This window comes from Actinomadura flavalba DSM 45200 (assembly GCF_000374305.1).
Taxonomy (GTDB): Bacteria; Actinomycetota; Actinomycetes; order Streptosporangiales; family Streptosporangiaceae; genus Spirillospora; species Spirillospora flavalba.
In genome coordinates, this window is the sequence record NZ_KB894093.1 from 1,568,456 (window position 1) to 1,589,156 (window position 20,701).

Genomic DNA, 20,701 nt, shown 5'->3' on the forward strand with positions numbered 1-20,701 from the left:
GTCCGGGTTCGGGCTAACGTCTCAGCCACAGGTCCGGCGGCCATTTCGGGGGGAATGGCCGCCGGACCTGTTGCCGGGACGGCACGGACGCCGGGGCCGCACAGGGGCCGGCCCCGCCCCGCCTCCCGCGACGCCGAAGCGCACGCGGCCCTCCCGGACCCGGGAGCCGCGTGCGCTTCGCCGCTCGGAGCTCAGCGCGCGGCGCTGTGCACGTGACGCGCCTTGGCGCCCCTCGGGCCGGCCGTGTAGTAGGAGTCGCGGTAGCGGACCTTGCCCTGGTCGTCGGCGTAGGCGGTGCGGACGTGCAGGGCGGCGCCGCTCGGCCCGGCCTTGCCCGCCGAGGCGCCGAAGCCGGCGTCGGCGTGCGCGAGGGCGGGGGCGGTGGCCAGGACGCCGGCGGCGGCGAAGGTGAGGACGGCGGCGCGACGCAGGTTCCGGTTCATGCTCACAATGACCTTTCGGGTGCTACGGCGGAAATGAACGGTTGAGGGCCGGACATGCGGCGGTCCCGCCCGCGCGACGCGGACGGGACCGGCTCTTCAGCTCTGCGCTGACGGGGTCACCGTCAGTCGGCGGCGCTGAACACCTTGGCGGAGGAAGCGCCCGCCGGCCCGGCGTGCTGCGCCTTGGCGCCGTACACGACACCGCCCTTGCCCTTGCCCTTGCCGCCGTCGGAGGCCGCGGCGAAGAGGCCCCACGAGGAGGCGCCCGCCGGGCCCGCGCTCTGCGCGCTCTGGGCGTGGAAGGCGTCGGCCATCGCGGCGGGCGCGGAGAGCGCCATGCCGGAGAACGCGAGACCGACGATGGTGATGCGCTGGACCTTGTTCATGTAACCCGTTTCTCCCTTGTTCGCGCCGCGAGCCGGGCGCGCCGTGCGTCATCCGCTCGACCTGTGCACTCGGTACTTGATCGTGTGCGGACTGTCACGTCCCTTCATTGCCGGGCGACGCGAGCGGGAACCCCGGGATCGGGTAATACTCCCTTGGTCACTTTCTGGGGCCCGGGTGGTGGATCAGCGAGGCGTCACCGTGGGTAGTCGGATGAGCAAGATCATCGAAACCGTCTCATCCGAAAGGCCCGACATGACCCCGCTCCGCCCGACGTTCACCGCGTTGCTCGCCGTGTCCGTTCTGTCCGCACCGCTCGCCCCGGCCGCGCACGCCTCCGCACCCGTCGCCTGCCCGGGCGGCAAGGGCGACGTCGCCGCACTCGGCGACGCCCTGCGCGCGGGCGGCACCGTCGCGCTCGCCAAGGGCTGCGCGTTCACGCTCGGCAAGCCCGCGGGCGCGCGCTCGGCGCTGCCCCGCGTCACCCGGGACACGACCGTGCGCGGCAACGGCGCCACGCTGACCTGGCTCGGCACGCAGCCGCTCGCCGAGGTGGCGCCCGGGGCGCGGCTGGTGCTGCGGGACGTCACGATCCGGACGCGCCAGGGCGTGTCGGGGGACGCCGAGCCGGTCCGCGTCGTCGTCGGACGCGGCTCGACGTTCACCATGCGCGGCGGTGCGCTCAAGGCGGCTCCGCCGGCCGCGCCCACGGCCGCCGCGCTGCCCGGGGCGCCGATGCCGGGGCTCCTCCCGGCGACCGCCCCGCAGGCGTCGCAGGAGAGGGACCAGTGCGGCGGCTCGACGGTCGCGTCCCGTCCGGGCGCGTCCTCCGGCGTGACCCTGCGCGGCCGCGCGATCGGGGTGGGCTGCACCGTCGAGGCCCGTCCGGGCGTCATCTCGATCATCGGCGCCCAGCGCTAGGACGTCCGAGCCCGCGCCGGGATGGTTCATTCATGAATCATCTCGGCGCGGCTAGGCTGCCGGACATGGCCGACGAACCGCCGACCCCGGCGCCCGACTTCTGGTCCTTCGTGGAACTGGCCGACCGGCGCCTGGCGGACGAGTTCGGCTACCCCACCGGCCACGCCACGCGGCTGCTGCTCACGTTGAACCGCGCGTCGATGATCGTCACCTACGACCTGGAGTCGACCGTCCACCGCCCGCGCGGCCACTCCTGGGCCGGCTTCCGGCTGCTGTTCGTCACCTGGCTCGCCGGTCCGCTGGAGCCGGGACGCGCGGCGGCCCTGGCCGGGATGAGCCGGGCGGCGGTGTCCAACCTGACGCGCACGCTCGTCTCCGACGGCCTGCTCACCCGCTCGCGCGGCGGACGCGACGGCCGCTCGGCGCAGCTCGCCCTGACCCCGAGCGGGCAGGAGCGCATCGCCGAGGTGTTCGCCGCCCAGAACGCGCGCGAGCACGAGTGGGCCGGCGTCCTCACCGAGACCGAGCAGCGGATGCTGATCATGCTGCTGGACAAGCTCATCGCGGGCCGGGAGAGCTTCGGCGCCCGCGAGAGGCCCTAGGAGTTCCTCGGGTCTTTCGGGGTGGGGCGCGGCGGCGTAGAGTCGGTCTAAGTAGTTCATCCATGTACTACTGGGGAGCGGAGATGGCGCACTATCGGCGGGTCGGGGACGTGCCGTCCAAGCGGCACACCCAGCATCGGGACGCGTCCGGGCGGCTCTACTACGAGGAACTGATGGGCGAGGAGGGCTTCTCGTCCGACTCCTCGCTGCTCTACCACCGCGAACTGCCGTCCGCGATCACCGCGTCGGAGATCTGGGACGTCCCGGACACCGCGACCACGCCGAACCATCCGCTGCGGCCCCGGCACCTGAAGCTGCACGACCTGTTCCCCGCGGAGACGTGGGCGGGCACCGACGTCGTCACCGGGCGCAGGCTGGTCCTGGGCAACGGCGACGTGCGGCTGTCGTACGTCGCCGGGTCGGCGCCCTCGCCGCTCTACCGCAACGCCACCGGCGACGAGGTCGTCTACGTCGAGTCCGGCGAGGCCACCGTCGAGACCGTGTTCGGCGCGCTGCGCGCCGAGGCGGGCGACTACGTCGTGCTGCCGACGTCCACCACGCACCGCTGGGTGCCGTCCGGCGACGCGCCGCTCCGCGCGTACGTCATCGAGGCGTCCGGGCACATCGCCCCGCCGAAGCGGTACCTGTCCCGGTACGGGCAGTTCCTGGAGCACGCCCCGTACTGCGAACGCGACCTGCACGGCCCCGCCGAACCCCTCCACGTCACCGGCGAGGACGTGGACGTGCTCGTCAAGCACCGCACGTCCGCCGGGATCGTCGGCAGCCGCGTCACCCACGCGACGCACCCGTTCGACGTCGTCGGCTGGGACGGCTGCCTGTACCCGTTCACGTTCAACGTCCGCGACTTCGAGCCGATCACCGGCCGCGTCCACCAGCCGCCGCCCGTCCACCAGGTGTTCGAGGGGCCCGGCTTCGTCGTGTGCAACTTCGTCCCGCGCAAGGTGGACTACCACCCGCAGGCGATCCCCGTCCCGTACTACCACTCCAACGTCGACAGCGACGAGATCATGTTCTACTGCGGCGGCGACTACGAGGCCCGCAAGGGCTCGGGCATCGGCCAGGGCTCGGTGTCGGTGCACCCCGGCGGCCACGCGCACGGCCCGCAGCCCGGCGCGTACGAGCGCTCGATCGGCGCCGAGTCCTTCGACGAACTGGCCGTCATGGTCGACACGTTCCGCTCGCTCGACCTCGGCGAAGGCGGCCTGGCCTGCGAGGACCCGGCGTACGCGTGGACCTGGGCGAGGCGCGGATGATCCCCGCGTTCGCGACCGGCCTGCTCGACGACGCCGCCATGTTCCCGCCCGGCTCGCTGCCGCTGGACGCGGCCGTCCCCGCGCACCGCCGCCACCGCGCCGCGCCCCACGCGCCCGCCGTCGGGCCGCTGGTCGTGGCGGCGACCGCGCTGCCGACGCTGCACGCGATCCTCGCCGAGACGCCCGGCGCCCCGCTCGCCGTCGCGCTCACCGCGCCGGACGGCCCCGCGCAGGCGCTCGACGCGCTCCGCGCCGCCGACCCCGCGCTGGTGGACGTCGTCGCGCTGGAGATCGCCGTCCCGGACGACCCCGCCGCGTTCTTCGCCGGCCTCGGCACCCCCGGCCCCGACGTCTACGCCGAGATCCCCCGGGACGCGCGCCGCGACGACGTCCTGGCGGGCCTCGCCGCGACCGGCCACCGCGCCAAGTTCCGCACCGGCGGCGTCACCGCCGACCTCTACCCCGGCGTGGACGAACTGGCCGCCGCGATCTCCGCCGCCGTCGCGGCGGGCGTCCCGTTCAAGGCGACGGCCGGGCTGCACCGCGCCGTCCGCGCGACCGACCCGGCCACGGGCTTCGACCAGCACGGCTTCCTCAACCTGCTGCTCGCCGCGCACGCCGCCCGGACCGGCGGCGACGTCGCCGCCGCCCTCGCCGAACGCGACCCCGCGATCGTCGCCGCCGCCGTCGCGGACGCCGCCCCGGCCCGCCGGTCGTTCCTGTCCTTCGGGACGTGCAGCGTCCGCGAACCGCTCGACGACCTCGCCGCCCTCGGCCTCATCCCCGCAGGAGACCCCGCATGACGTCCCCCTTCGGCCCCGCCGCGCTCCCGTACGGCGTCTTCTCCCCGGCCGGGGAGGCACCGCGCGTCGGCGTCCGCCTCGGTGACACCGTCGTGGACCTGGCCGCCACCCTCGGCGGCGACGTGTTCGCCCGGCCCAGCCTCAACGCGTTCATGGCGACCGGCCACGCGGAGTGGGTGCGGACGCGGCGCCGCGTCACCGACCTGGTCTCCGGTGACATCCCGGACGAAGCCGTCCACGCCCTCTCCGACGTCACCCTGCACCTGCCGATCGAGGTCGGTGACTACGTCGACTTCTACGCCTCCGAGCACCACGCCACCAACGTCGGACGCCTCTTCCGGCCCGGCTCCGACCCCCTCACCCCCAACTGGAAGCACCTGCCGATCGGCTACCACGGCCGCGCCGGGACCGTCGTCGTGTCCGGCACCGACGTCGTCCGGCCGTCCGGCCAGCGCAGACCGCCCGGAGCGGACGCACCGACGTTCGGGCCCTCGGTGCGGCTCGACATCGAGGCCGAGGTCGGCTTCGTCGTCGGGACCGGATCGGCGCTCGGCGCACCCGTTCCCGTCACCGAGTTCGCGACGCGGGTGTTCGGCGTCGTCCTGCTCAACGACTGGTCGGCGCGCGACCTCCAGGCGTGGGAGTACGTGCCGCTCGGGCCGTTCCTCGGCAAGAGCTTCGCCACGTCGATCTCCGCGTGGGTGCTGCCGCTGCTCGCGCTGGACGCCGCCCGCGTCCCCACGCCCGTCCAGGACCCCGAACCGCTGCCGTACCTGCGCGAAACCGACCCGTGGGGGCTCGACCTGGACATCTCGGTCACCTGGAACGGGCAGGAGGTGTCCCGGCCGCCCTACCGCACGATGTACTGGTCGCCGGCGCAGATGCTCGCGCACCTCACCGTCAACGGCGCCTCCACCCGCACCGGCGACCTGTTCGCGTCCGGCACGGTGTCCGGGCCGGAGAAGGACCAGCGCGGCGCGTTCCTCGAACTGACCTGGGGCGGCGAGGAACCGATCGTCGTCGCGGGCGAGGAGCGCACCTTCCTCCGGGACGGCGACGAGGTCGTCCTCACCGCCACCGCGCCCGGCCCGGACGGCACCCGCGTCGGGCTCGGCGAGGTCCGGGGACGCGTCCGCCCGGCCCGCTGAGTCACCAGTCGCGGTCCAGGTCCAGATTCCACGGGACCGTGTTCCACGGGCTGCCCGGATCGGTCGCCAGCTCCCGGACCTTCTCCTCGAACCGCCCCTGGTCCGGCGGCGTGCCGCCCGACCACAGCAGCCGCCCCTGGAGGTGGCAGGCGGCCATGTCCTGCCACGACACGTACCGCGCCTGGATGCGGCGCGCCGCCGGAAGCAGCCGCGACCAGCACTCCTCGGCCGTCAGCCAGCCGACGATGTGCCCCCAGCGGGCCAGCATCGCCGCGCGCGCCACGTCCCAGATGAGGAAACGGCCCCGGTTCACCTGGAACGCCAGGTCGGTGTTGAGTTCCAGCCGGTTGATCTCGGTGTCGACGAACTCGTGCCGGTCCATTACCTGGCCGAGGAACCAGTGCAGCTCGGCGGCCGCCGGGCCGTCGTCCGGGCCGCCCGTGCCCGCCAGCAGCGGCATCAGGTGGCGGCGCAGCTCACCGGCCGCCGCGCCGTAGCGCAGCTCGACCAGACGCCCGAGGAAGTCCACGTCGTCCGGGCCGAGCCGGTCGCGCTCGCTGAGCCGCCGCGTCTTGCGCAGCAGACCGGAGTACTCGGCGCGCTCGGCGTCGGACAGGGCCGCCGCCAGCGCCGCGCTCTGCTCGAACTCGGCGCGGTGCCCGTGCTCCAGCAGCGACCGGATCTGCCGGTCGAGCCGCTCGGCGTCGTAGGCGCCCCAGGCCGAGTGCAGCAGCTTGAGCGCGGTGAGACGGTCGGCGTCGAGCGTCGCCGGATCGGCGCCGAGCCGGTCGGGACGGTAGTCGTTCATCGTCGCGAAGTGCGCGCACATGCCGAGGACCCAGAGCTGGACGGGCGTCACCGGCGCGTCCGGCAGCGTGTCCGGATGGTTCCGGCGGTGCCAGGGGGCGACGCCCGCCTCGTGCAGCGCGTTCACGACGGGCCAGTACATGTCGGGCTCGTCCGGGTCGAAGAAGTGCTGGATGATCTCGACCGGATCGACCGTGCTCGTCCGGCCCGTCGCCCCGGTGACGCGGACGACGAACGCGCTCTTGGTCGGATCGTCGGGCACCGCGTCCACCTCCCACCGGCCCCCCTGCGCGATCAGCAGATCGGCGACATAGGCCGACAGCGCGAGCTGGAGACGCACCCACGGATCGTCCGCCGCGCCGTCGTCGGGCGGGAACACGTCGAGGTAGTCCTCCAGCGGCGCCAGCAGCGACAGCGGGCACTCCTCGTAGCTGTCGCGGGTCAGGCCGACGTCGTCGAGCAGCTCGTCCACGTAGCCGCGCACGTCCGCGACGAACTCCTCCAGCATCCCGTGCGCCTCGGCCACGCTCATGCCATCGACGATCATGCGCAGTACTCCCCGAGCGGTCCACGTCCCGGCACCCCGGGGCGCGCGCCATCATCGCAACCCGCGCACCGGGTCCGCCAGAGAGCGCCGGGTTCCCGACCGGCACCGGACAGCGCGTTCCGCATCTCGTGCGCATGACGTGGGCGAACGGGGAAGGGGGCACCTGGGAACCATTCCGCGACACCGGGGAGCCGTCCATGCGCGCCGCCACCTACGACGCCTACGCGTCCGACAATTCACGACTCACCGTCGGGGACGTGCCCGACCCGAAGGTCGGACCGGGTCAGGTGCTCATCGAGGTGCGCGCCGCCGCCGTCAACCCGGTCGACTGGAAGATCATGGCCGGGGGACTCGACGGGATGATGGACGCGGTGTTCCCCGTCATCCCCGGCTGGGACGTCGCCGGCGTCGTCCGGGGACGCGGGCCGGACACACCCGAGTTCGCCGAGGGCGACGAGGTCATGGCGTACGCGCGCAAGGACGTCGTCCACGCCGGCACGTTCGCCGCGTACGTCGCCGTGAACGCGTCGGCCGTCGCACGCAAACCGGACGTGTACGGCTGGCACGAGGCCGCCGGGCTGCCGCTCGCGGGCCTGACCGCGCAGCGCGCCCTGGACCGGCTCGACGTCGGGGCGGGCGACACCGTCCTGATCCACGCCGCGTCCGGCGGCGTCGGGGACCTCGCCGTCCAGATCGCCCTGGCGCGCGGCGCCCGCGTCATCGGCACCGCCTCCGAACGCAACCACGCCCACCTGGAGTCGCGCGGCGCCGAACCCGTCACCTACGGCGACGGTTTGGCCGACCGCGTCCGCACCCTGGCCCCGGACGGCGTCACGGCCGTGGCCGACTTCGCCGGCGACCAGCTCGACACGACCCTGGCCGTCCTCACCGACAACGGCCGCCACGCCTCCGTGGCCGACCCCACCGCCGAACAGCACGGCGGCCACTGGATCTGGGTCCGCCCCGACGGCCGCGCCCTCTCCGACCTCGCCGACCTCGCCGACGAAGGCACCCTGAAGGTGGACATCGCGGGCGTCCACTCCCTGACCGAGGTCGGCACCGCCTTCGACGAAAGCCGCACCTCCCACGCCCGAGGCAAACTCATCATCGAACCCTGAACGCTCACGACCCCAGGCGGACGCCGTTCCGCCAGACGGCGCGAATGTTGAGCGTGTCGCCGATCGTCGTGGCCGGATCGCCGTCGACCAAGAGCAGGTCGGCGCGCAGACCCTCGGCGATACGGCCGCGATCCGCGAGGCCGAAGCGGCGCGCGGTCGTGGCCGTGGCCGCGCGGAGCGCCTGGACGGGCGTCAGCCCGGCGCGCACGAGGTACTGCATCTCGTGGTGGACGCTGGCGCCGTGGGCGAGACCGCCGAGGAACGGCAACGGCAGAGACGCGTCCGTTCCGGCGAGCAGGTCGACCCCGGCGTCGCTGAGCGCCCTGACCGACGCGAGGACGTCCCCGAGCACGCCCTGCGGATAGCGGCCGAAGCTGGAGCGCAGCGCCGTGTCCCACGCGTCGTCCAGCCGGGACGCCACGCGGGGGTCGTCGGCGAGTTCGCCACCGCCGATGCCCATCATGGACGCGTTGAGCACGACGCACGGGACGACGAACACCCCGGCGTCTCTGATCATGGCGACGATGTCCTCGGTGTGCGGCCCGTCCATGAACAGGTGCGCCAGCCCGTCGATGCCCGCCTCGATCGCCATCCGCGTGGCGTCGACGGTCAGGGTGTGGGCGATCGTGAGCATGCCGTGCCGCCGGGCCGCGGCGACCCCGGCGTTCAGCGTGGCCTGGTCCAGCATGGGCAGGCCGGGGTGCCCTTCGACGCTGCCGTCGTCCACCATGAACTTGATGTAGTCCGAGCCGTGCTCGATGAGCCGCGGAACGAAGGCGGCGGCCTCCTCCGGCGTGGTGGAGAACGGCATCAGCGGCGGCGGCCCCGTCGGCCGGGCGCCGGGCGGCTGCCCCGGACGGAAGCCCTCGGGGAACAGCTCGCTGGGGTGGCCGCCCGGCGGGGTGATGCCGAATCCGGACGAACGGACGTCGGCGATCGAGTCGTCACCGCTGAGGTGGGCGCGATTGCCGCGGGTGTTGGTGCCCTGCATCTCCAGCTCGGTCGTGACGCCGAACCGCAGCGCCAGCGCCAGCGATTCGCGTGAGGTGTGGACGTGCGCGTCGATCAGGCCGGGGAGCAGCGTCGTCCCCGGCGCGTGCAGTACCCGCGCGTCGGCCGGCGCCTCGCCGCCGACCTGGACGACGCGCCCGCCGGCGATGACGACGGTGGCCACCCCGAGCGGGCTCTCCCCGTCGAAGACGCGGGCGCCGGTGATCGCGGTCACGGACATGGAAACCTCCTCGCATCACATATCAAATGCTATGTATATGCATAACGTATGGCATATGCGGCCGAGACGGCTACGATGGCCGCATGACCAGCCCGCAGGACGCCGACGCCCTCCTCGACCAGGTCGGTCCGGCCCTGGCCCGGCTGCGCCGCCGCACCCTCCGCAACCGTGGCGACCTGACGCGCAACATGGTCCTCAACCTCATCGCCGAGGCGCCCGAGGAGATGACCGTCGGCGGTATCGCCGCCGAGATGGGCGTCACCCAGCCCGTCGCCAGCCGCACCATCGCGGCCTGCATCGCCGACGGCCTCCTGCGGCGCGGCGCGTCCCAGGCCGACGGGCGGCGCACCGTCCTGCACCTCACGACCGAGGGCGAGGCCGAGCGCCGCCGCCTGGCCGCCGAACAACGCGCCGTCTTCGAGGCGATCACCGCCGACTGGGCCCCGGCCGACCGCGACCGTTTCGCCCACTACCTCGTCCGCTACGGCCAGGACGCCACCACCTGGTCCGCACGGCGGCACACCTAGGCCAGAACAACACCGGGCCGCGACCATCGCCGCGCCACACGACGCCGCAACGCTCGTGCGCGAACAACTCCTCGACGCCGCAGGCGATCCGCAGACCGACCCGCGTTCCAGGAGGCGGGGCCTCTCCCCGCGCACGCGCGGACGTCCCGAAACGAGGCGGCGGTACCGACACCTCACCATCCGCTCCCCGTGCACGCGGAGATGGTCCCGGTACGGAGCCCGCTACCTGGACGAAGGCTGGTCGGTAGAGCGCACGGCGCGGAGGCACCGTGTCAGTGAGCGCGCCGTTCGTGTCGCCGTGAAGAGCAGGCCGCTGCCGCCGATCCGCTTCCACGATCTGCGTCACGGCGCCGCGAAGGTCCGCCCCCTGAGCAGGGTCGACATGAAGGTGATCAGTGAGACGCTCGGTCATCGTTCACGGCGGAAACGTACGCGTCGATGCTGCCCGAGGTCGCTCGTTCGGCGGCCGAGGCGGTGGCCGCCGTGGTGCCCCTGCGCCGTGATGGCCACACCCTGGCCACACCAGGGGACAAAAAGACCCCCGCCGAAGAGATCGTCTTCGACGAGGGTGCTTCCTAGCTGCGGAGGATCGGGGATTTGAACCCCGGATGGGCTTGCACCCAAACCGCATTAGCAGTGCGGCGCCATAGACCGGACTAGGCGAATCCTCCTGGGGCCCGAAGGCTCAGCACAGGCTACCGGGCGGGGTGGGGTACCGGCAAAGTGAGCCTTGGACCCGTTCAGCATAGCCGCAGGCGAGGGCCGGGGGGCCGGTTTTCCGGGGTCGGGTCAGGAGCCGATGTTGAAGCGGTTGCCGGAGAAGCCGCACGCGGAGGCGAGGGCCTGGCCGCTCTGCTGCATCTGGGTGGCCCAGTTGGTGTTGGCGCCGCCGGAGAGGTTGCCGGAGCTGAGGTTGCGGAGCGTCGTGGCGGCGCTGTCCAGGTCGCGGGCGAAGGCGGAGGAGGCCGACGCGACGTCCCCGCCCGCCTTCTGGCCCTCGGCGCGGATCTTGGACGCCACGTCCGAGAACTTCTGCGCGTTGGCGGCGGCCCCGCCCATCGGGTCGGACGGGTTCGGCGCCGTGCCGGCGTTCGCCAGCGTCCGCAGCTCGGTCTCGATGTTCCCGCACGCCTCGGACTTGGACCCACCGACGATGTCGGCGGGGTTGCACGCGGTCGAGCCGATCAGCGCGCCACCGAGGACGGCGACGCAGGCGATGCGCAGGGCGGACGGACGCATGGGAGTCTCCTTGCAGGGGGGTCGGAACGCGACTGAGAGTAGACCGCACGTGTCCCTCTCGTCTCGATAACTCCTTCGTCGTCCCAACAGGGCGATCGGTTCCCCTGAGCCCCTGTCGTCTCGGTCACCGTCAAGACCACGCCCTCCGATGCCCTAGAGTTGGGACCGCTGGACCGAAGTCAGATGCTCAATCCACCCGGAACGAGCGTGCTAGACTCGACTCCGGCAACAACGCCCCAGGTGAGAGCCACAGGGCGGGCACCCGTAGCTCAACGGATAGAGCATCTGACTACGGATCAGAAGGTTAGGGGTTCGAATCCCTTCGGGTGCACATAGATCAGAAGCCCTCCGTGACTATAACGGAGGGCTTCTTTCGTTCTCTGCTGCGGGTCGGTCAAGGGCTCGTGGGGGCGCCTCGGCCGGTCGGGGCCGTGCGTGTGGGTGCGCGAAGGCTGTGTTTGAGTGTTGATGATTTGAGTTTGGGACATGGGGAGCAGAGTCTAGTCTCGGTCTCTTTCTGTTAAGCCTGGCGTGGCGCGTGTAGGTTCTTATTATTTCAATGCCTGCCTCTTTTGTGTTTCGGAGGAGTCGGCTGCGGATGCTCGGTTCTTGGCTCAGGTGTTTGATCTTTTGGTTGCGGTATGCGTTACTCGTCGTCTTCCTATGGGAGTGCTGGTGATCTGGCGCTGCTCGGTGATCGAATTGAAGCGGCAAACGCGTAGGTATCTTCGCGGTTACTCGTGGACCCCTGTGGTCCCGCGTGATCTGGTAGGTGGGCTGTGGGGGAGGTTGGGGTCTTCCTTCCGGGCGGTGGACAACCCTGATGGCGCTCTCATGCTAGGCGCGACGGGCACGCTCGCAGAATTCGATGAGCATGCGCTGGAGGCGTTGTTCGAGGTCGTCGCTCGTGTTCTGCCGCCGGGGACGCCCACACCGGACCCTGGATATCCGGAAGTGGAGGTTGTTTTCCGCTCTCCGGACGCTTGGCGACGGGCAGAATCCGCAGGGCGCGCAATCAGTACGGTGGCGTCATGAACGACGGCCTCGAACGGGCGCTGCTGGAGGCGGGCTGGTCTCCCGGACGTACCGTCGACACGGCCGCAATTCAACGTCTCCGGTCCGGGTGTGAGTGTGGCGCGGCAGCCGTTCTTCTTCGCCGGAACTATCTGGCTGAAGGGTGAGGTGCCGGTGGAGGGTCTGGGTGCGCTCGTGCGGGGGCGCCGGGGTGAAGGTCGGCTGGCGGTGGGCTCGGGTTGGGGCGTTTGGCACAACTGGGGGCTGTGGATTTGGTGCACGGCGACTATTGGAATCAGTGTCTACTTACTCTACGGTCGTGGGGCCGTCACCTGGGCGGTGCGTTGCATGATCGAAGGGTCGTCGGTTCATGCCCATCAGAGTTCGTAGGTTCGCGTCCGCCTTGCTGGCCTCCTGTGTCGCGCTCACCGCTTTCACCGCGCCGCAGGCGCAGGCCGCGCCGTCGCCGCAGCCGCTCCCGGCCAAGGACCCGTTCTACACGCCGCCCTCGCCGCTGCCGGCGGGTAAGCCGGGGGACGTCATCCGGTCCCGGCCCTCGGTCTACACGCTCGACCCGTTCAGCCGCGCGCCCTTCGGGGGCGTGAAGGCGTGGCAGGTGCTGTACCTGTCGGAGTCGGTCGGCGGGAAGCCGATCGCGGTTTCGGGCACTGTCCTCGTCCCGCAGAAGGCGTGGACGGGCAAGGGGCAGCGGCCGCTCGTCTCGTACACGGTCGGCACGCGCGGCCTCGGGGATGCCTGCGCCCCGTCGTACACGCTGAGCCAGGGCATCGACTACGAGGGCTTCTTCATCGCCGACGCGCTCACCAAGGGCTGGGCCGTCACCGTCACCGACATGGAAGGGCTCGGCACGCCGGGCCAGCACACCTACGAGGTGGGCGGCTCGCAGGGCAAGGCCGTGCTGAACATGGCGCGCGCGGCGCGGCGGCTGCCGGACGCGGGCGTCGGCACCGGCCCGGTGGGTGTGTGGGGCTACTCGCAGGGCGGCACGTCGGCGGGCTGGGCCGCCGAACTCGCCCCGACGTACGCTCCCGAACTCGACATCAAGGGCGTCGTCGCGGGCGGTGTCCCGGCCGACCTGGTCAAGGTCGCTGAGAACCTCGACGGCAACCTGTTCATCGCGTTCGCGTTCATGGCGGCGGTCGGCTACGACACCGCCTACCCCGAACTGGACCTGGCCAAGTACCTCAACGACCGGGGCCGCCAGCTCCTCAAGAAGGCCCAGGACATCTGCCTGGTGAGCTTCGACGGCGTCTCGACGCTGATCGACACCGCGTTCACCAAGTTCACCGACTACACGACGACGAACCCGCTGACGACGCCGGAGTGGAGGGCGAAGCTGAACGCGAACCGGCTCGGTTCGCGGGCGCCGAAGGCCCCGGTGTTCCAGCCGCACGCCTACCTCGACCAGATCATCCCGTTCGGGCAGGCGGACACGCTCCAGAAGGAGTGGTGCGCGAAGGGCGCGAACGTCACGTGGCGGGTCTATCCGGGCGAGCACGCCCTGGGCGCCGTGCTCAGCGAGCCGGACGCGGTGATCTACCTCGGTGACCGGTTCGCCGGGAAGCCGGTGCGGAGTACCTGCGCGAAGTGAAGCCGGCGTCCCAGGTGAAGCCGTAGATAGGCAAGTGTAGGCTTGCCTGTTGTGGGGGATGTCTTCAAGGCGCTCGCCGATCCGACGCGGCGTACGATCCTGGACGAGCTGGTCGAACGCGACGGCCAGACGCTGTTCGAGATCTGCTCGCGGCTGGCGATGAAGCACGGGCTGTCGTCGTCGCGGCAGGCGATCTCGCAGCATCTGGCGGTGCTGGAGGACGCCGGGCTCGTCCGGGCGCGCCGCGAGGGCCGCTACAAGTTCCACCACATCGACACGCGGCCGATCCGCGAGCTTCTCGGCCGCTGGACGCAACCGGAGGAACCGTGAGGATCAACGTCACGAGCGTGTACGTGGACGACCAGGCCAAAGCGCTGCGCTTCTACACCGACGTCCTGGGCTTCCTGCCCAAGACGGACGTTCCGGCGGGCGGCGCCCGCTGGCTGACGGTCGTCTCCCCCGACGACCCGGACGGCGTGGAACTCCTCCTGGAGCCGGACGGGCACCCGGCGTCGAAGGTGTACAAGGAGGCGCTGGTCGCGGACGGCATCCCGTTCACGCAGTTCGCCGTCACCGACGTGGACGCCGAGGTCGCCCGGCTGAAGGATCTCGGCGTCCGGTTCACCCAGGAGCCGTTCACGGCGGGTCCGGTCACGGTGGCGGTGCTGGACGACACGTGCGGCAACCTCATCCAGCTCGTGCAGATGGCGGGCTAGGGGTCACGTCCCGCTGGACGGCTCGGGCGGTTCGGCGGCGCGTCCGGCGCGGAGCAGTTCGCGCCAGTCGTCGCGGTCGTGGTCGGCGGCGCGTCCGGCGAGGAAGTCGGTGAGGACGGCGGCGAAGCGCTCGGGCTCGTCGCGGTGGGGGAAATGCCCGGAGTCGGGGAAGACCTCCAGCCGGCTGCCGGGCAGCGCCGCCTGGGCGATCCGCGCGTGCGCGGCGGGGATGATCGGGTCGCGTCCGCCCCAGACGACGAGCGTGGGCAGGCCGCGCGCGAGGTAGCCGCGGTCGAGCATGGTGATGGCCTGGCCGCGCAGGTCGATCCCGGCGCGGATCGTCCGCAGGAACGCGCGGCGCGCGGTCCCGTCGGCGAAGTCGTGGTAGCGCTCCAGGACGTGGTCGAGGTCGCGGCCGAGCCCGCCGCCGCACAGGACGCGCAGCGCGGGGGTCGCGAGCCGGACGGCGGCGCGCGCGGGCGGCGTCGTCAGCAGCGACAGCGCGATTCCGGCGCCGGGCCCGGCGGCGAGCCGGAACGCGGGGTGCACCTCGCGGCCGAGGCCCGCGCTGCCGACGAGCGCGAGCCGTTCGACGCGTTCGGGGAACTGGTAGGCGAACTGCATGGCGACGCCGCCGCCGAGCGAGTGCCCGGCGACGCTGACGCGGTCGATGTCGAGGGTGGTGAGCAGGTCGCGCAGGCCGCACGCGAACGCGCCGATGGCGTAGTCGGCGCGGGGTTTGGCCGAGGCGCCGTGGCCGAGCAGGTCGGGGGCGATCACGGTGTGGTGTTCCGCCAGCATGGGCAGGACGTGCGACCAGGTGCCCGAACTGTCGCCGATGCCGTGGACGAGCAGCAGCGGCGGCCCGTCGCCCGCCAGCCGGTAGGCGCGCCGGTAGCCGTGGATGTCCCGGTAGTGCAGCATGTCCGCAGCGTCTGGTGACGATGTTTCGGGCACGCTTCCGTCCGATGATCGGCACGTAAGCGAAATTTCGGCACGTTCCCGGATTCTTTGCCGATTCATGGGGGACTCATGCAGCCGTGATCGGAGATCGGGCCGAAGTGATGGCCGTCGGCGTGGAAGAGGAGTTCCACACCGTCGACCTGGACACGCACCGTCTGCTGCCCAAGGCCGGCAGCCTGCTGGGAGAGCTTCCCGGAGACCGTTTCGGGCAGGAACTCCACCGCTCGGTGCTGGAGACCAACAGCCGCCCGTTCGTGCGGCTGATCGACCTCGCCGAGGACCTGACGGCCCTGCGGCGCGAGGCGATCGGCGCGGCGCGCGAGAAGGGACTCGGCATCGTCGCGGCCGGGACCGTCCCGGTCGCTGACCCGGCGGCCCTGCAAATCACCCCGGACCCGCGCTACGAGAACATGCTGGAGGAGTACCAGGTTCTGGCGCGCGAGCAACTGATCTGTGGCGCGCAGGTGCATGTGGACGTCGGCGGCCGCGAGAACGCCATCGCCATCGCCCACCGGCTCGCCCCCCGGCTGCCCGCGCTGCTCGCGCTGTCGGCCAGCTCGCCGTACTGGCTGGGCTCCGACACCGGCTACGCCAGTTACCGGACGGTCCTGTGGAGCCGCTGGCCCACGGCCGGTCCGATCGGCGCGTTCGACTCGATCGAGGAGTACGACGCGCTCATCGCGGACCTGGTCGCGTCGGGCGTCATCACCGACCCCGGCATGATCTATTACGACGTCCGGCCGTCCGCGCACGTCCCGACGATCGAGCTGCGCGTCCCGGACGCGTGCCCGCGCGTCGAGGACGTCGCGCTGCTCGCCGGGCTGTTCCGCGCGATGGTCCTGGAGGAGCTGGACGCCGTCCGAGACGGGCTCCCGCCGCACACGCTGCGGCCCGAGCAGCTCCGCGCGATGACGTGGCGGGCGGCGCGCGACGGCCTGGAGGGCGCGCTGATCGACCCGTCCGACGGCCGTCCGGTGCCCGCCCCGAAGGCGATCCGGGGCCTTTTGAACGATCTGCGCCCCTCGCTGGAGCGCACGGGCGACTGGGAACTGGTCGCGGAGCTGGCCGACAACGTCCTGGCCGACGGCGGTTCGGTGGCGCGGCAGCGCGCCGCGTACATCGAGGGCGGGTTCGGCCGCGTCGTCGAACTCCTGGTGGCCGAGACGGCGGCGGGCACCGAGTGGTCGCCCGGCACCGGCCCGGCGCGCACCGAGGTCAACGCGATGCTCAGCGACTACGACGCGTCCGCCGACGAGGCCGTCGTGTTCGACGGCAGCGCCCGCGGCCCGTACGGCCTGCTGATGACGGCGCTGGACCGGGTGGGCGTCGAGGGCCTGCGCGAGCGCGAGCAGCTCCGCGACGAGGTGCAGCGGCATCTGGGCATGACGTTCCGGGTGGACGCCGACTCGCCCGAGCGGCTGTTCCCCGTCGACCTGGTGCCGCGCGTGATCGCCTCGCAGGACTGGGACCTGCTCGACGCCGGGATGGTGCAGCGCGTCCGCGCGCTGGAGGCGTTCCTGCACGACGCCTACGGCGACCGGCAGGCCGTGGCCGACGAGGTGGTGCCGTCCTGGGTCGTGGACGAGTCGCCCGGTCTGCGGGACGACGGGCGGATCGTGCCGCGTTCGTCCGTCCGGTGCGCGGTCGCCGGGATCGACCTGGTCCGCGACGACGCGGGGCGCTGGGCCGTCCTGGAGGACAACCTGCGCGTCCCTTCCGGAATCGGGTACGCGCTGGCGAACCGGTGGCTGTCGACGCACGTCCTGTCCGACCTGCGGCGCGCGCTGCCGACCCCGACGCCGTCGCGCATCATCGGCACCCTGCGCGGCGCGCTGCCGGGCGCACTCGCCGTCGTCACGCTCGGCGAACGGGACTCCGCGTTCTTCGAACACCGCCTGCTCGCCCGCGAGATGAACGTCCCGCTGCTGACGCCCGGCGACCTGCGCGTCGAGCCGGACGGCGTGTACGCGGGCGACGACCGCATCGAGACGATCTACCGGCGCATCGAGGAGGACGAGCTGTTCGGCGCGCGCGGCGCCGACGGCAAGGTGCTCGGCCCCGGCCTGCTGGACGCCGTCGCGCGCGGCGAGCTGCACTTCGCCAACGCGCCCGGCAACGGCGTCGGCGACGACAAGGCGCTGTACGCGTTCGTGCCGCAGCTCATCCGCTATTACCTGAATGAGGACGCGATCCTGGAGAACGTCCCGACGTACCTGTGCCGGGTGCCCGAGCGCCGCGAAGAGGTGCTGGAGCGGATCGCGGACCTCGTCGTGAAGCCCGTGGACGGGCACGGCGGCGCGGGCGTGCTGATCGGCCCGGACGCGACGACGGCGGAGCTGGAGAAGGCGCGCGCCGCGATCCAGGAGAACCCGGGCGGATGGATCGCGCAGGAAGTGGTGCATCTCTCCACGCATCCGACGTTCGTGGACGGACGGCTGCGCCCCCGCGTCGTCGATCTGCGCGCGTTCGTCGTGCAGGGCGCCGCCACGGAGACGTTGCCGCTGGCGCTGACGCGCGTCGCGCCCGAGGGCAGCCGCGTCGTGAACTCCTCGCGGGGCGGCGGGTCCAAGGACACCTGGCTGGTGCGCTGACGCCGGTCTCGCCGGGGAGTGTGACGCGTCCCGCGACTGTCCGGAAGTGATGACTTCCTTGTCGTGGGTAATCCGATTCGCACGCCCGGTGGCTCGGCGACGGGAAGGAGGCCCCGTGTGCGGTCTGTGCGGTGAGGTCCGGTTCGATGGTGGACGGGCGGACGTCGAGGGCGTCGCCCGGATGATGGGGGAACTGGAGCCGCGCGGACCGGACGGTTCGGGCGTCTGGTCGGACGGACGCGTCGCGCTCGGGCACCGCCGCCTCAAGATCATCGACCTGTCGGAGCGCGGCGGGCAGCCGATGGTGGACGCCGAACTCGGGCTCACCGCCGTGTTCAACGGCTGCCTCTACAACTACGCCGAACTGCGCGAACAGCTCAGGGAGGACGGTTACCGCTTCTTCTCCACGTCCGACACCGAAGTGCTCATCAAGGCGTATCACCGCTGGGGCCGCGACTGCGTGACGCGGTTCCTCGGCATGTTCGCCTTCGCGATCGTGGAGCGTGACACGGGCACGGTCGTGCTCGGCCGCGACCGGCTCGGCATCAAGCCCCTCTACGTCGCGCGGGACGCGCACCGGCTGCGGTTCGCGTCCACGCTCCCGGCGCTGCTGCGCGGCGGGGACGTCGACACCGACCTCGACCTGGTCGCGCTGCACCACTACCTGTCGTTCCACTCGGTCGTGCCGCCGCCGCGCACGATCCTGCGGGGCGTCCGCAAGCTGCCGCCCGCGACCGTCGCGACGATCACCGAGGACGGCGCGCAGGACGACCACGTCTACTGGCGTCCCGACTTCTCCCACCGCACCGGGATGGACCGGCACGACTGGGCCGAAGCGCTGCTGGACGCGCTGCGCACCGCCGTCGACCGCCGCATGGTCGCGGACGTCCCGGTCGGCGTGCTGCTGTCGGGCGGGCTCGACTCGTCCTTCATCGTCGCGCTCCTGGCCGAGGCCGGGCAGCGCGACCTGGCCACGTTCAGCATCGGGTTCCAGGCCGCCGGCGGCGAGTCCGGCGACGAGTTCGGCTACTCCGACCTGGTCGCCCGGCGGTTCGGCACCGACCACCACCGCATCGCCGTGGACGACGCGCGGCTGCTGCCCGCGCTGCGCGGCGCGATCGGCGCGATGAGCGAGCCGATGGTCAGCCATGACGTCGTCGCGTTCCACCTGCTCTCGCAGGAGGTGTCCCGGTACGTGAAGGTCGTGCAGTCGGGGCAGGGTGCCGACGAGGTCCTGGCGGGCTACGACTGGTACCCGCCGCTCGCGGACGTCCCCCGCGACCGCGCCGCCGACGCCTACCTGGACGTGTTCGCCGACCGCCCGCACGCGGCCCTGTCCGGCATCCTCGACCCGGCCCGGCTGATCGACGACGACGCGTCCGGCGACTTCGTCCGCGCGCACTTCGCGCGGCCCGGCGCGCCGATGGCCGTGGACGCCGCGCTGCGCCTGGACACCACGGTCATGCTCGTGGACGATCCGGTCAAACGCGTCGACAACATGACGATGGCGTGGGGCTTGGAGGCCCGCACGCCGTTCCTCGACCACGAGCTGGTCGAGCTGGCGGCGTCCTGCCCGCCGTCGTTCAAGCTCGCGCAGGGCGGCAAGGGCCTGCTGAAGGACGCGGCGCGCGGCCTGGTGCCCGACGAGGTCATCGACCGGACGAAGGGGTACTTCCCGGTCCCGGCGATCCGGCACCTGTCGGGCCCCTACCTCGACCTGGTGCGGGACGCGCTGAACGCCCCGGAGGCCAAGGCGCGCGGGCTCTACCAGGGCGCCTACGTCGACCGGCTGCTGGCCGACCCGTCCGGCCACCGGACCACGCTCGGGTCCAGCGAGCTGTGGCAGGCGGCGCTGCTCGAACTGTGGCTCCAGGAGCACCACTTGTAAGGGGGACGCCTGCGCGGGTATGCAGGGCCCGAACGCGGTGAGACGACCGCCGACGAGAGGAGTCCGTCCCGGATGTGCCGCCACTTCGCCTGGATCGGGGCGCCGAGGAACCTGCACGCGCTGCTGTTCGAGCCGTCCTACGGGCTGCCCGAGCAGGCGCGGCTGCCGCGCTGGCAGCAGGTCGGGCTGGTCAACAAGGACGGGTACGGGGCGGGTTGGTACGACGCGTCCCGTCCCGAGGTGTTCCGGACCACCACGCCGATCTGGGAGGACGCCGGGTTCCGTCCTCGCGCGCGGGCGCTGGAGGCGGCGTGCGTGGTCGGCGCGGCGCGGGCGGCGAGCCCCGGGATGCCGCTGGAGGTCGCGGCGAACGCGCCGTTCACCGACGGCCGCCACCTGTTCAGCCTGAACGGGCATCTCAGCGTGGAGCGCAACGCCGCGCTGCTCGGCCCCGGCCGCGCGACCGAGTCCGACGTCGACTCGGCGCTGCTGGCCGCCCTCCTGTGGGAGCGCCTGGAGGACGGCGGCCCGCTTGACACGACGGTGGAGAACCTGCTGTACGCGATCGTCGAACGCGACGCGACGGCCTGCCTCAACATGCTCGTCAGCGACGGCCACCGGGTCGTCGCGACGACCTGGGCCGAAACTCTCTGCTACCGGGAGGAGCCGGACGGCGTTCTCGTGGCCAGCGAACCCCACGACGACCGCGACGACTGGACGACGGTCCCCGACCGCTCGCTCCTGGTGGCCGACGCGTCCTCGGTGACGGTCCGCGGCCTGGACGCCATGCCCGCCGCCGCCCCCACCGTCCTCCCCGGCGAAACCGTCCCCGGCTGACCCCCGCCGTCGTCGCCGGAGAGCACATCGAGGAGC

General features: G+C 72.2%; 20 protein-coding genes and 2 tRNA genes. 15 read left to right on the plus strand and 7 right to left on the minus strand.

The features are described from left to right. Nucleotides 1-191 precede the first annotated feature (191 nt). Nucleotides 192-443 (minus strand): hypothetical protein, encoded by a 252-nt coding sequence (locus tag C229_RS29805; RefSeq protein ID WP_018654396.1) that lies wholly within the window; start codon nucleotides 441-443, stop codon nucleotides 192-194. Nucleotides 444-565: 122 nt separating this feature from the next. Further along, nucleotides 566-829, minus strand: coding sequence for a hypothetical protein (locus tag C229_RS29810; RefSeq protein ID WP_018654397.1), 264 nt, complete (start codon nucleotides 827-829; stop codon nucleotides 566-568). Between the two features lie 253 nt (nucleotides 830-1,082). On the opposite strand from C229_RS29810, the gene C229_RS0107175 reads away from it, so the two are divergent. The 5 genes from C229_RS0107175 to fahA all read left to right on the plus strand — a co-directional run bounded on the left by C229_RS0107175 (nucleotide 1,083) and on the right by fahA (nucleotide 5,575). Further along, the gene (locus C229_RS0107175; RefSeq protein WP_155884632.1) at nucleotides 1,083-1,748 is read left to right on the plus strand and encodes a hypothetical protein; all 666 of its coding nucleotides are present in this window, start codon (nucleotides 1,083-1,085) and stop codon (nucleotides 1,746-1,748) included. Nucleotides 1,749-1,813: 65 nt separating this feature from the next. Next, nucleotides 1,814-2,350, plus strand: coding sequence for a MarR family winged helix-turn-helix transcriptional regulator (locus tag C229_RS0107180; protein ID WP_018654398.1), 537 nt, complete (start codon nucleotides 1,814-1,816; stop codon nucleotides 2,348-2,350). 83 nt (nucleotides 2,351-2,433) lie between these two features. Next, complete coding sequence (locus C229_RS0107185; protein ID WP_018654399.1) at nucleotides 2,434-3,624, plus strand: homogentisate 1,2-dioxygenase; 1,191 nt, start codon at nucleotides 2,434-2,436, stop codon at nucleotides 3,622-3,624. Further along, entirely contained in the window at nucleotides 3,600-4,427 is an 828-nt protein-coding gene (locus tag C229_RS0107190) for a hypothetical protein (RefSeq protein ID WP_018654400.1), read from the plus strand. The genes C229_RS0107185 and C229_RS0107190 overlap by 25 nt, the downstream gene beginning before the upstream one ends. Next, a complete protein-coding gene (gene fahA / locus C229_RS0107195) occupies nucleotides 4,424-5,575 on the plus strand; it encodes a fumarylacetoacetase (RefSeq protein ID WP_018654401.1) in 1,152 nt (383 codons plus the stop codon). The genes C229_RS0107190 and fahA overlap by 4 nt, the downstream gene beginning before the upstream one ends. Before the next feature lies 1 nt (nucleotide 5,576). Here fahA and C229_RS0107200 read toward each other — a convergent pair whose 3' ends face one another. Beyond that, on the minus strand, nucleotides 5,577-6,929 hold the full coding sequence (locus C229_RS0107200; RefSeq protein WP_020608188.1) for a DUF1266 domain-containing protein: 1,353 nt from the start codon (nucleotides 6,927-6,929) through the stop codon (nucleotides 5,577-5,579). Between the two features lie 197 nt (nucleotides 6,930-7,126). Here C229_RS0107200 and C229_RS0107205 point away from each other — a divergent pair, with 197 nt between their 5' ends. Continuing rightward, nucleotides 7,127-8,047, plus strand: coding sequence for an NADP-dependent oxidoreductase (locus tag C229_RS0107205; RefSeq protein ID WP_018654402.1), 921 nt, complete (start codon nucleotides 7,127-7,129; stop codon nucleotides 8,045-8,047). Nucleotides 8,048-8,051: 4 nt separating this feature from the next. Here C229_RS0107205 and C229_RS0107210 read toward each other — a convergent pair whose 3' ends face one another. Beyond that, nucleotides 8,052-9,278, minus strand: a complete 1,227-nt coding sequence (locus C229_RS0107210) for an amidohydrolase family protein (protein WP_018654403.1) — start codon at nucleotides 9,276-9,278, stop codon at nucleotides 8,052-8,054. 83 nt (nucleotides 9,279-9,361) lie between these two features. Between C229_RS0107210 and C229_RS0107215 the strand changes: the two genes are divergently transcribed. Together C229_RS0107215 and C229_RS34100 are read left to right on the plus strand one after the other, a co-directional pair. Next, nucleotides 9,362-9,805 carry a MarR family winged helix-turn-helix transcriptional regulator gene (locus tag C229_RS0107215; RefSeq protein WP_018654404.1) on the plus strand — a complete coding sequence of 148 codons (444 nt, stop codon included), beginning with the start codon at nucleotides 9,362-9,364 and terminating at the stop codon, nucleotides 9,803-9,805. 438 nt (nucleotides 9,806-10,243) lie between these two features. Then, on the plus strand, nucleotides 10,244-10,384 hold the full coding sequence (locus C229_RS34100; protein ID WP_018654405.1) for a hypothetical protein: 141 nt from the start codon (nucleotides 10,244-10,246) through the stop codon (nucleotides 10,382-10,384). Between the two features lie 3 nt (nucleotides 10,385-10,387). Here C229_RS34100 and C229_RS0107225 read toward each other — a convergent pair. Continuing rightward, nucleotides 10,388-10,476 (minus strand) — tRNA-Ser (locus C229_RS0107225). 118 nt (nucleotides 10,477-10,594) lie between these two features. Next, the gene (locus C229_RS0107230) at nucleotides 10,595-11,044 is read right to left on the minus strand and encodes a hypothetical protein (RefSeq protein WP_018654406.1); all 450 of its coding nucleotides are present in this window, start codon (nucleotides 11,042-11,044) and stop codon (nucleotides 10,595-10,597) included. Nucleotides 11,045-11,302: 258 nt separating this feature from the next. Here C229_RS0107230 and C229_RS0107235 point away from each other — a divergent pair. The 4 genes from C229_RS0107235 (at nucleotide 11,303) to C229_RS0107250 (ending at nucleotide 14,386) form a co-directional block, all read left to right on the plus strand. Next, a tRNA-Arg gene (locus tag C229_RS0107235) sits at nucleotides 11,303-11,375 on the plus strand. A 1,086-nt stretch (nucleotides 11,376-12,461) separates the two neighbouring features. Next, a complete protein-coding gene (locus C229_RS0107240; RefSeq protein ID WP_018654407.1) occupies nucleotides 12,462-13,670 on the plus strand; it encodes a lipase family protein in 1,209 nt (402 codons plus the stop codon). Nucleotides 13,671-13,721: 51 nt separating this feature from the next. Beyond that, the gene (locus C229_RS0107245; protein WP_018654408.1) at nucleotides 13,722-14,000 is read left to right on the plus strand and encodes an ArsR/SmtB family transcription factor; all 279 of its coding nucleotides are present in this window, start codon (nucleotides 13,722-13,724) and stop codon (nucleotides 13,998-14,000) included. Beyond that, entirely contained in the window at nucleotides 13,997-14,386 is a 390-nt protein-coding gene (locus tag C229_RS0107250; RefSeq protein ID WP_018654409.1) for a VOC family protein, read from the plus strand. The genes C229_RS0107245 and C229_RS0107250 overlap by 4 nt, the downstream gene beginning before the upstream one ends. 3 nt (nucleotides 14,387-14,389) lie before the next feature. On the opposite strand, the gene C229_RS0107255 is transcribed toward C229_RS0107250, so the two are convergent. Then, nucleotides 14,390-15,310, minus strand: a complete 921-nt coding sequence (locus tag C229_RS0107255; protein ID WP_018654410.1) for an alpha/beta fold hydrolase — start codon at nucleotides 15,308-15,310, stop codon at nucleotides 14,390-14,392. A gap of 116 nt (nucleotides 15,311-15,426) precedes the next feature. On the opposite strand from C229_RS0107255, the gene C229_RS0107260 reads away from it, so the two are divergent. The 3 genes from C229_RS0107260 (at nucleotide 15,427) to egtC (ending at nucleotide 20,665) form a co-directional block, all read left to right on the plus strand. Next, entirely contained in the window at nucleotides 15,427-17,940 is a 2,514-nt protein-coding gene (locus tag C229_RS0107260; protein WP_240487112.1) for a carboxylate--amine ligase/circularly permuted type 2 ATP-grasp protein, read from the plus strand. Nucleotides 17,941-18,055: 115 nt separating this feature from the next. Further along, the gene (locus C229_RS0107265) at nucleotides 18,056-19,828 is read left to right on the plus strand and encodes an N-acetylglutaminylglutamine amidotransferase (RefSeq protein WP_018654412.1); all 1,773 of its coding nucleotides are present in this window, start codon (nucleotides 18,056-18,058) and stop codon (nucleotides 19,826-19,828) included. A 72-nt stretch (nucleotides 19,829-19,900) separates the two neighbouring features. Beyond that, complete coding sequence (gene egtC, locus C229_RS29815) at nucleotides 19,901-20,665, plus strand: ergothioneine biosynthesis protein EgtC (protein WP_018654413.1); 765 nt, start codon at nucleotides 19,901-19,903, stop codon at nucleotides 20,663-20,665. Nucleotides 20,666-20,701: the final 36 nt, after the last annotated feature.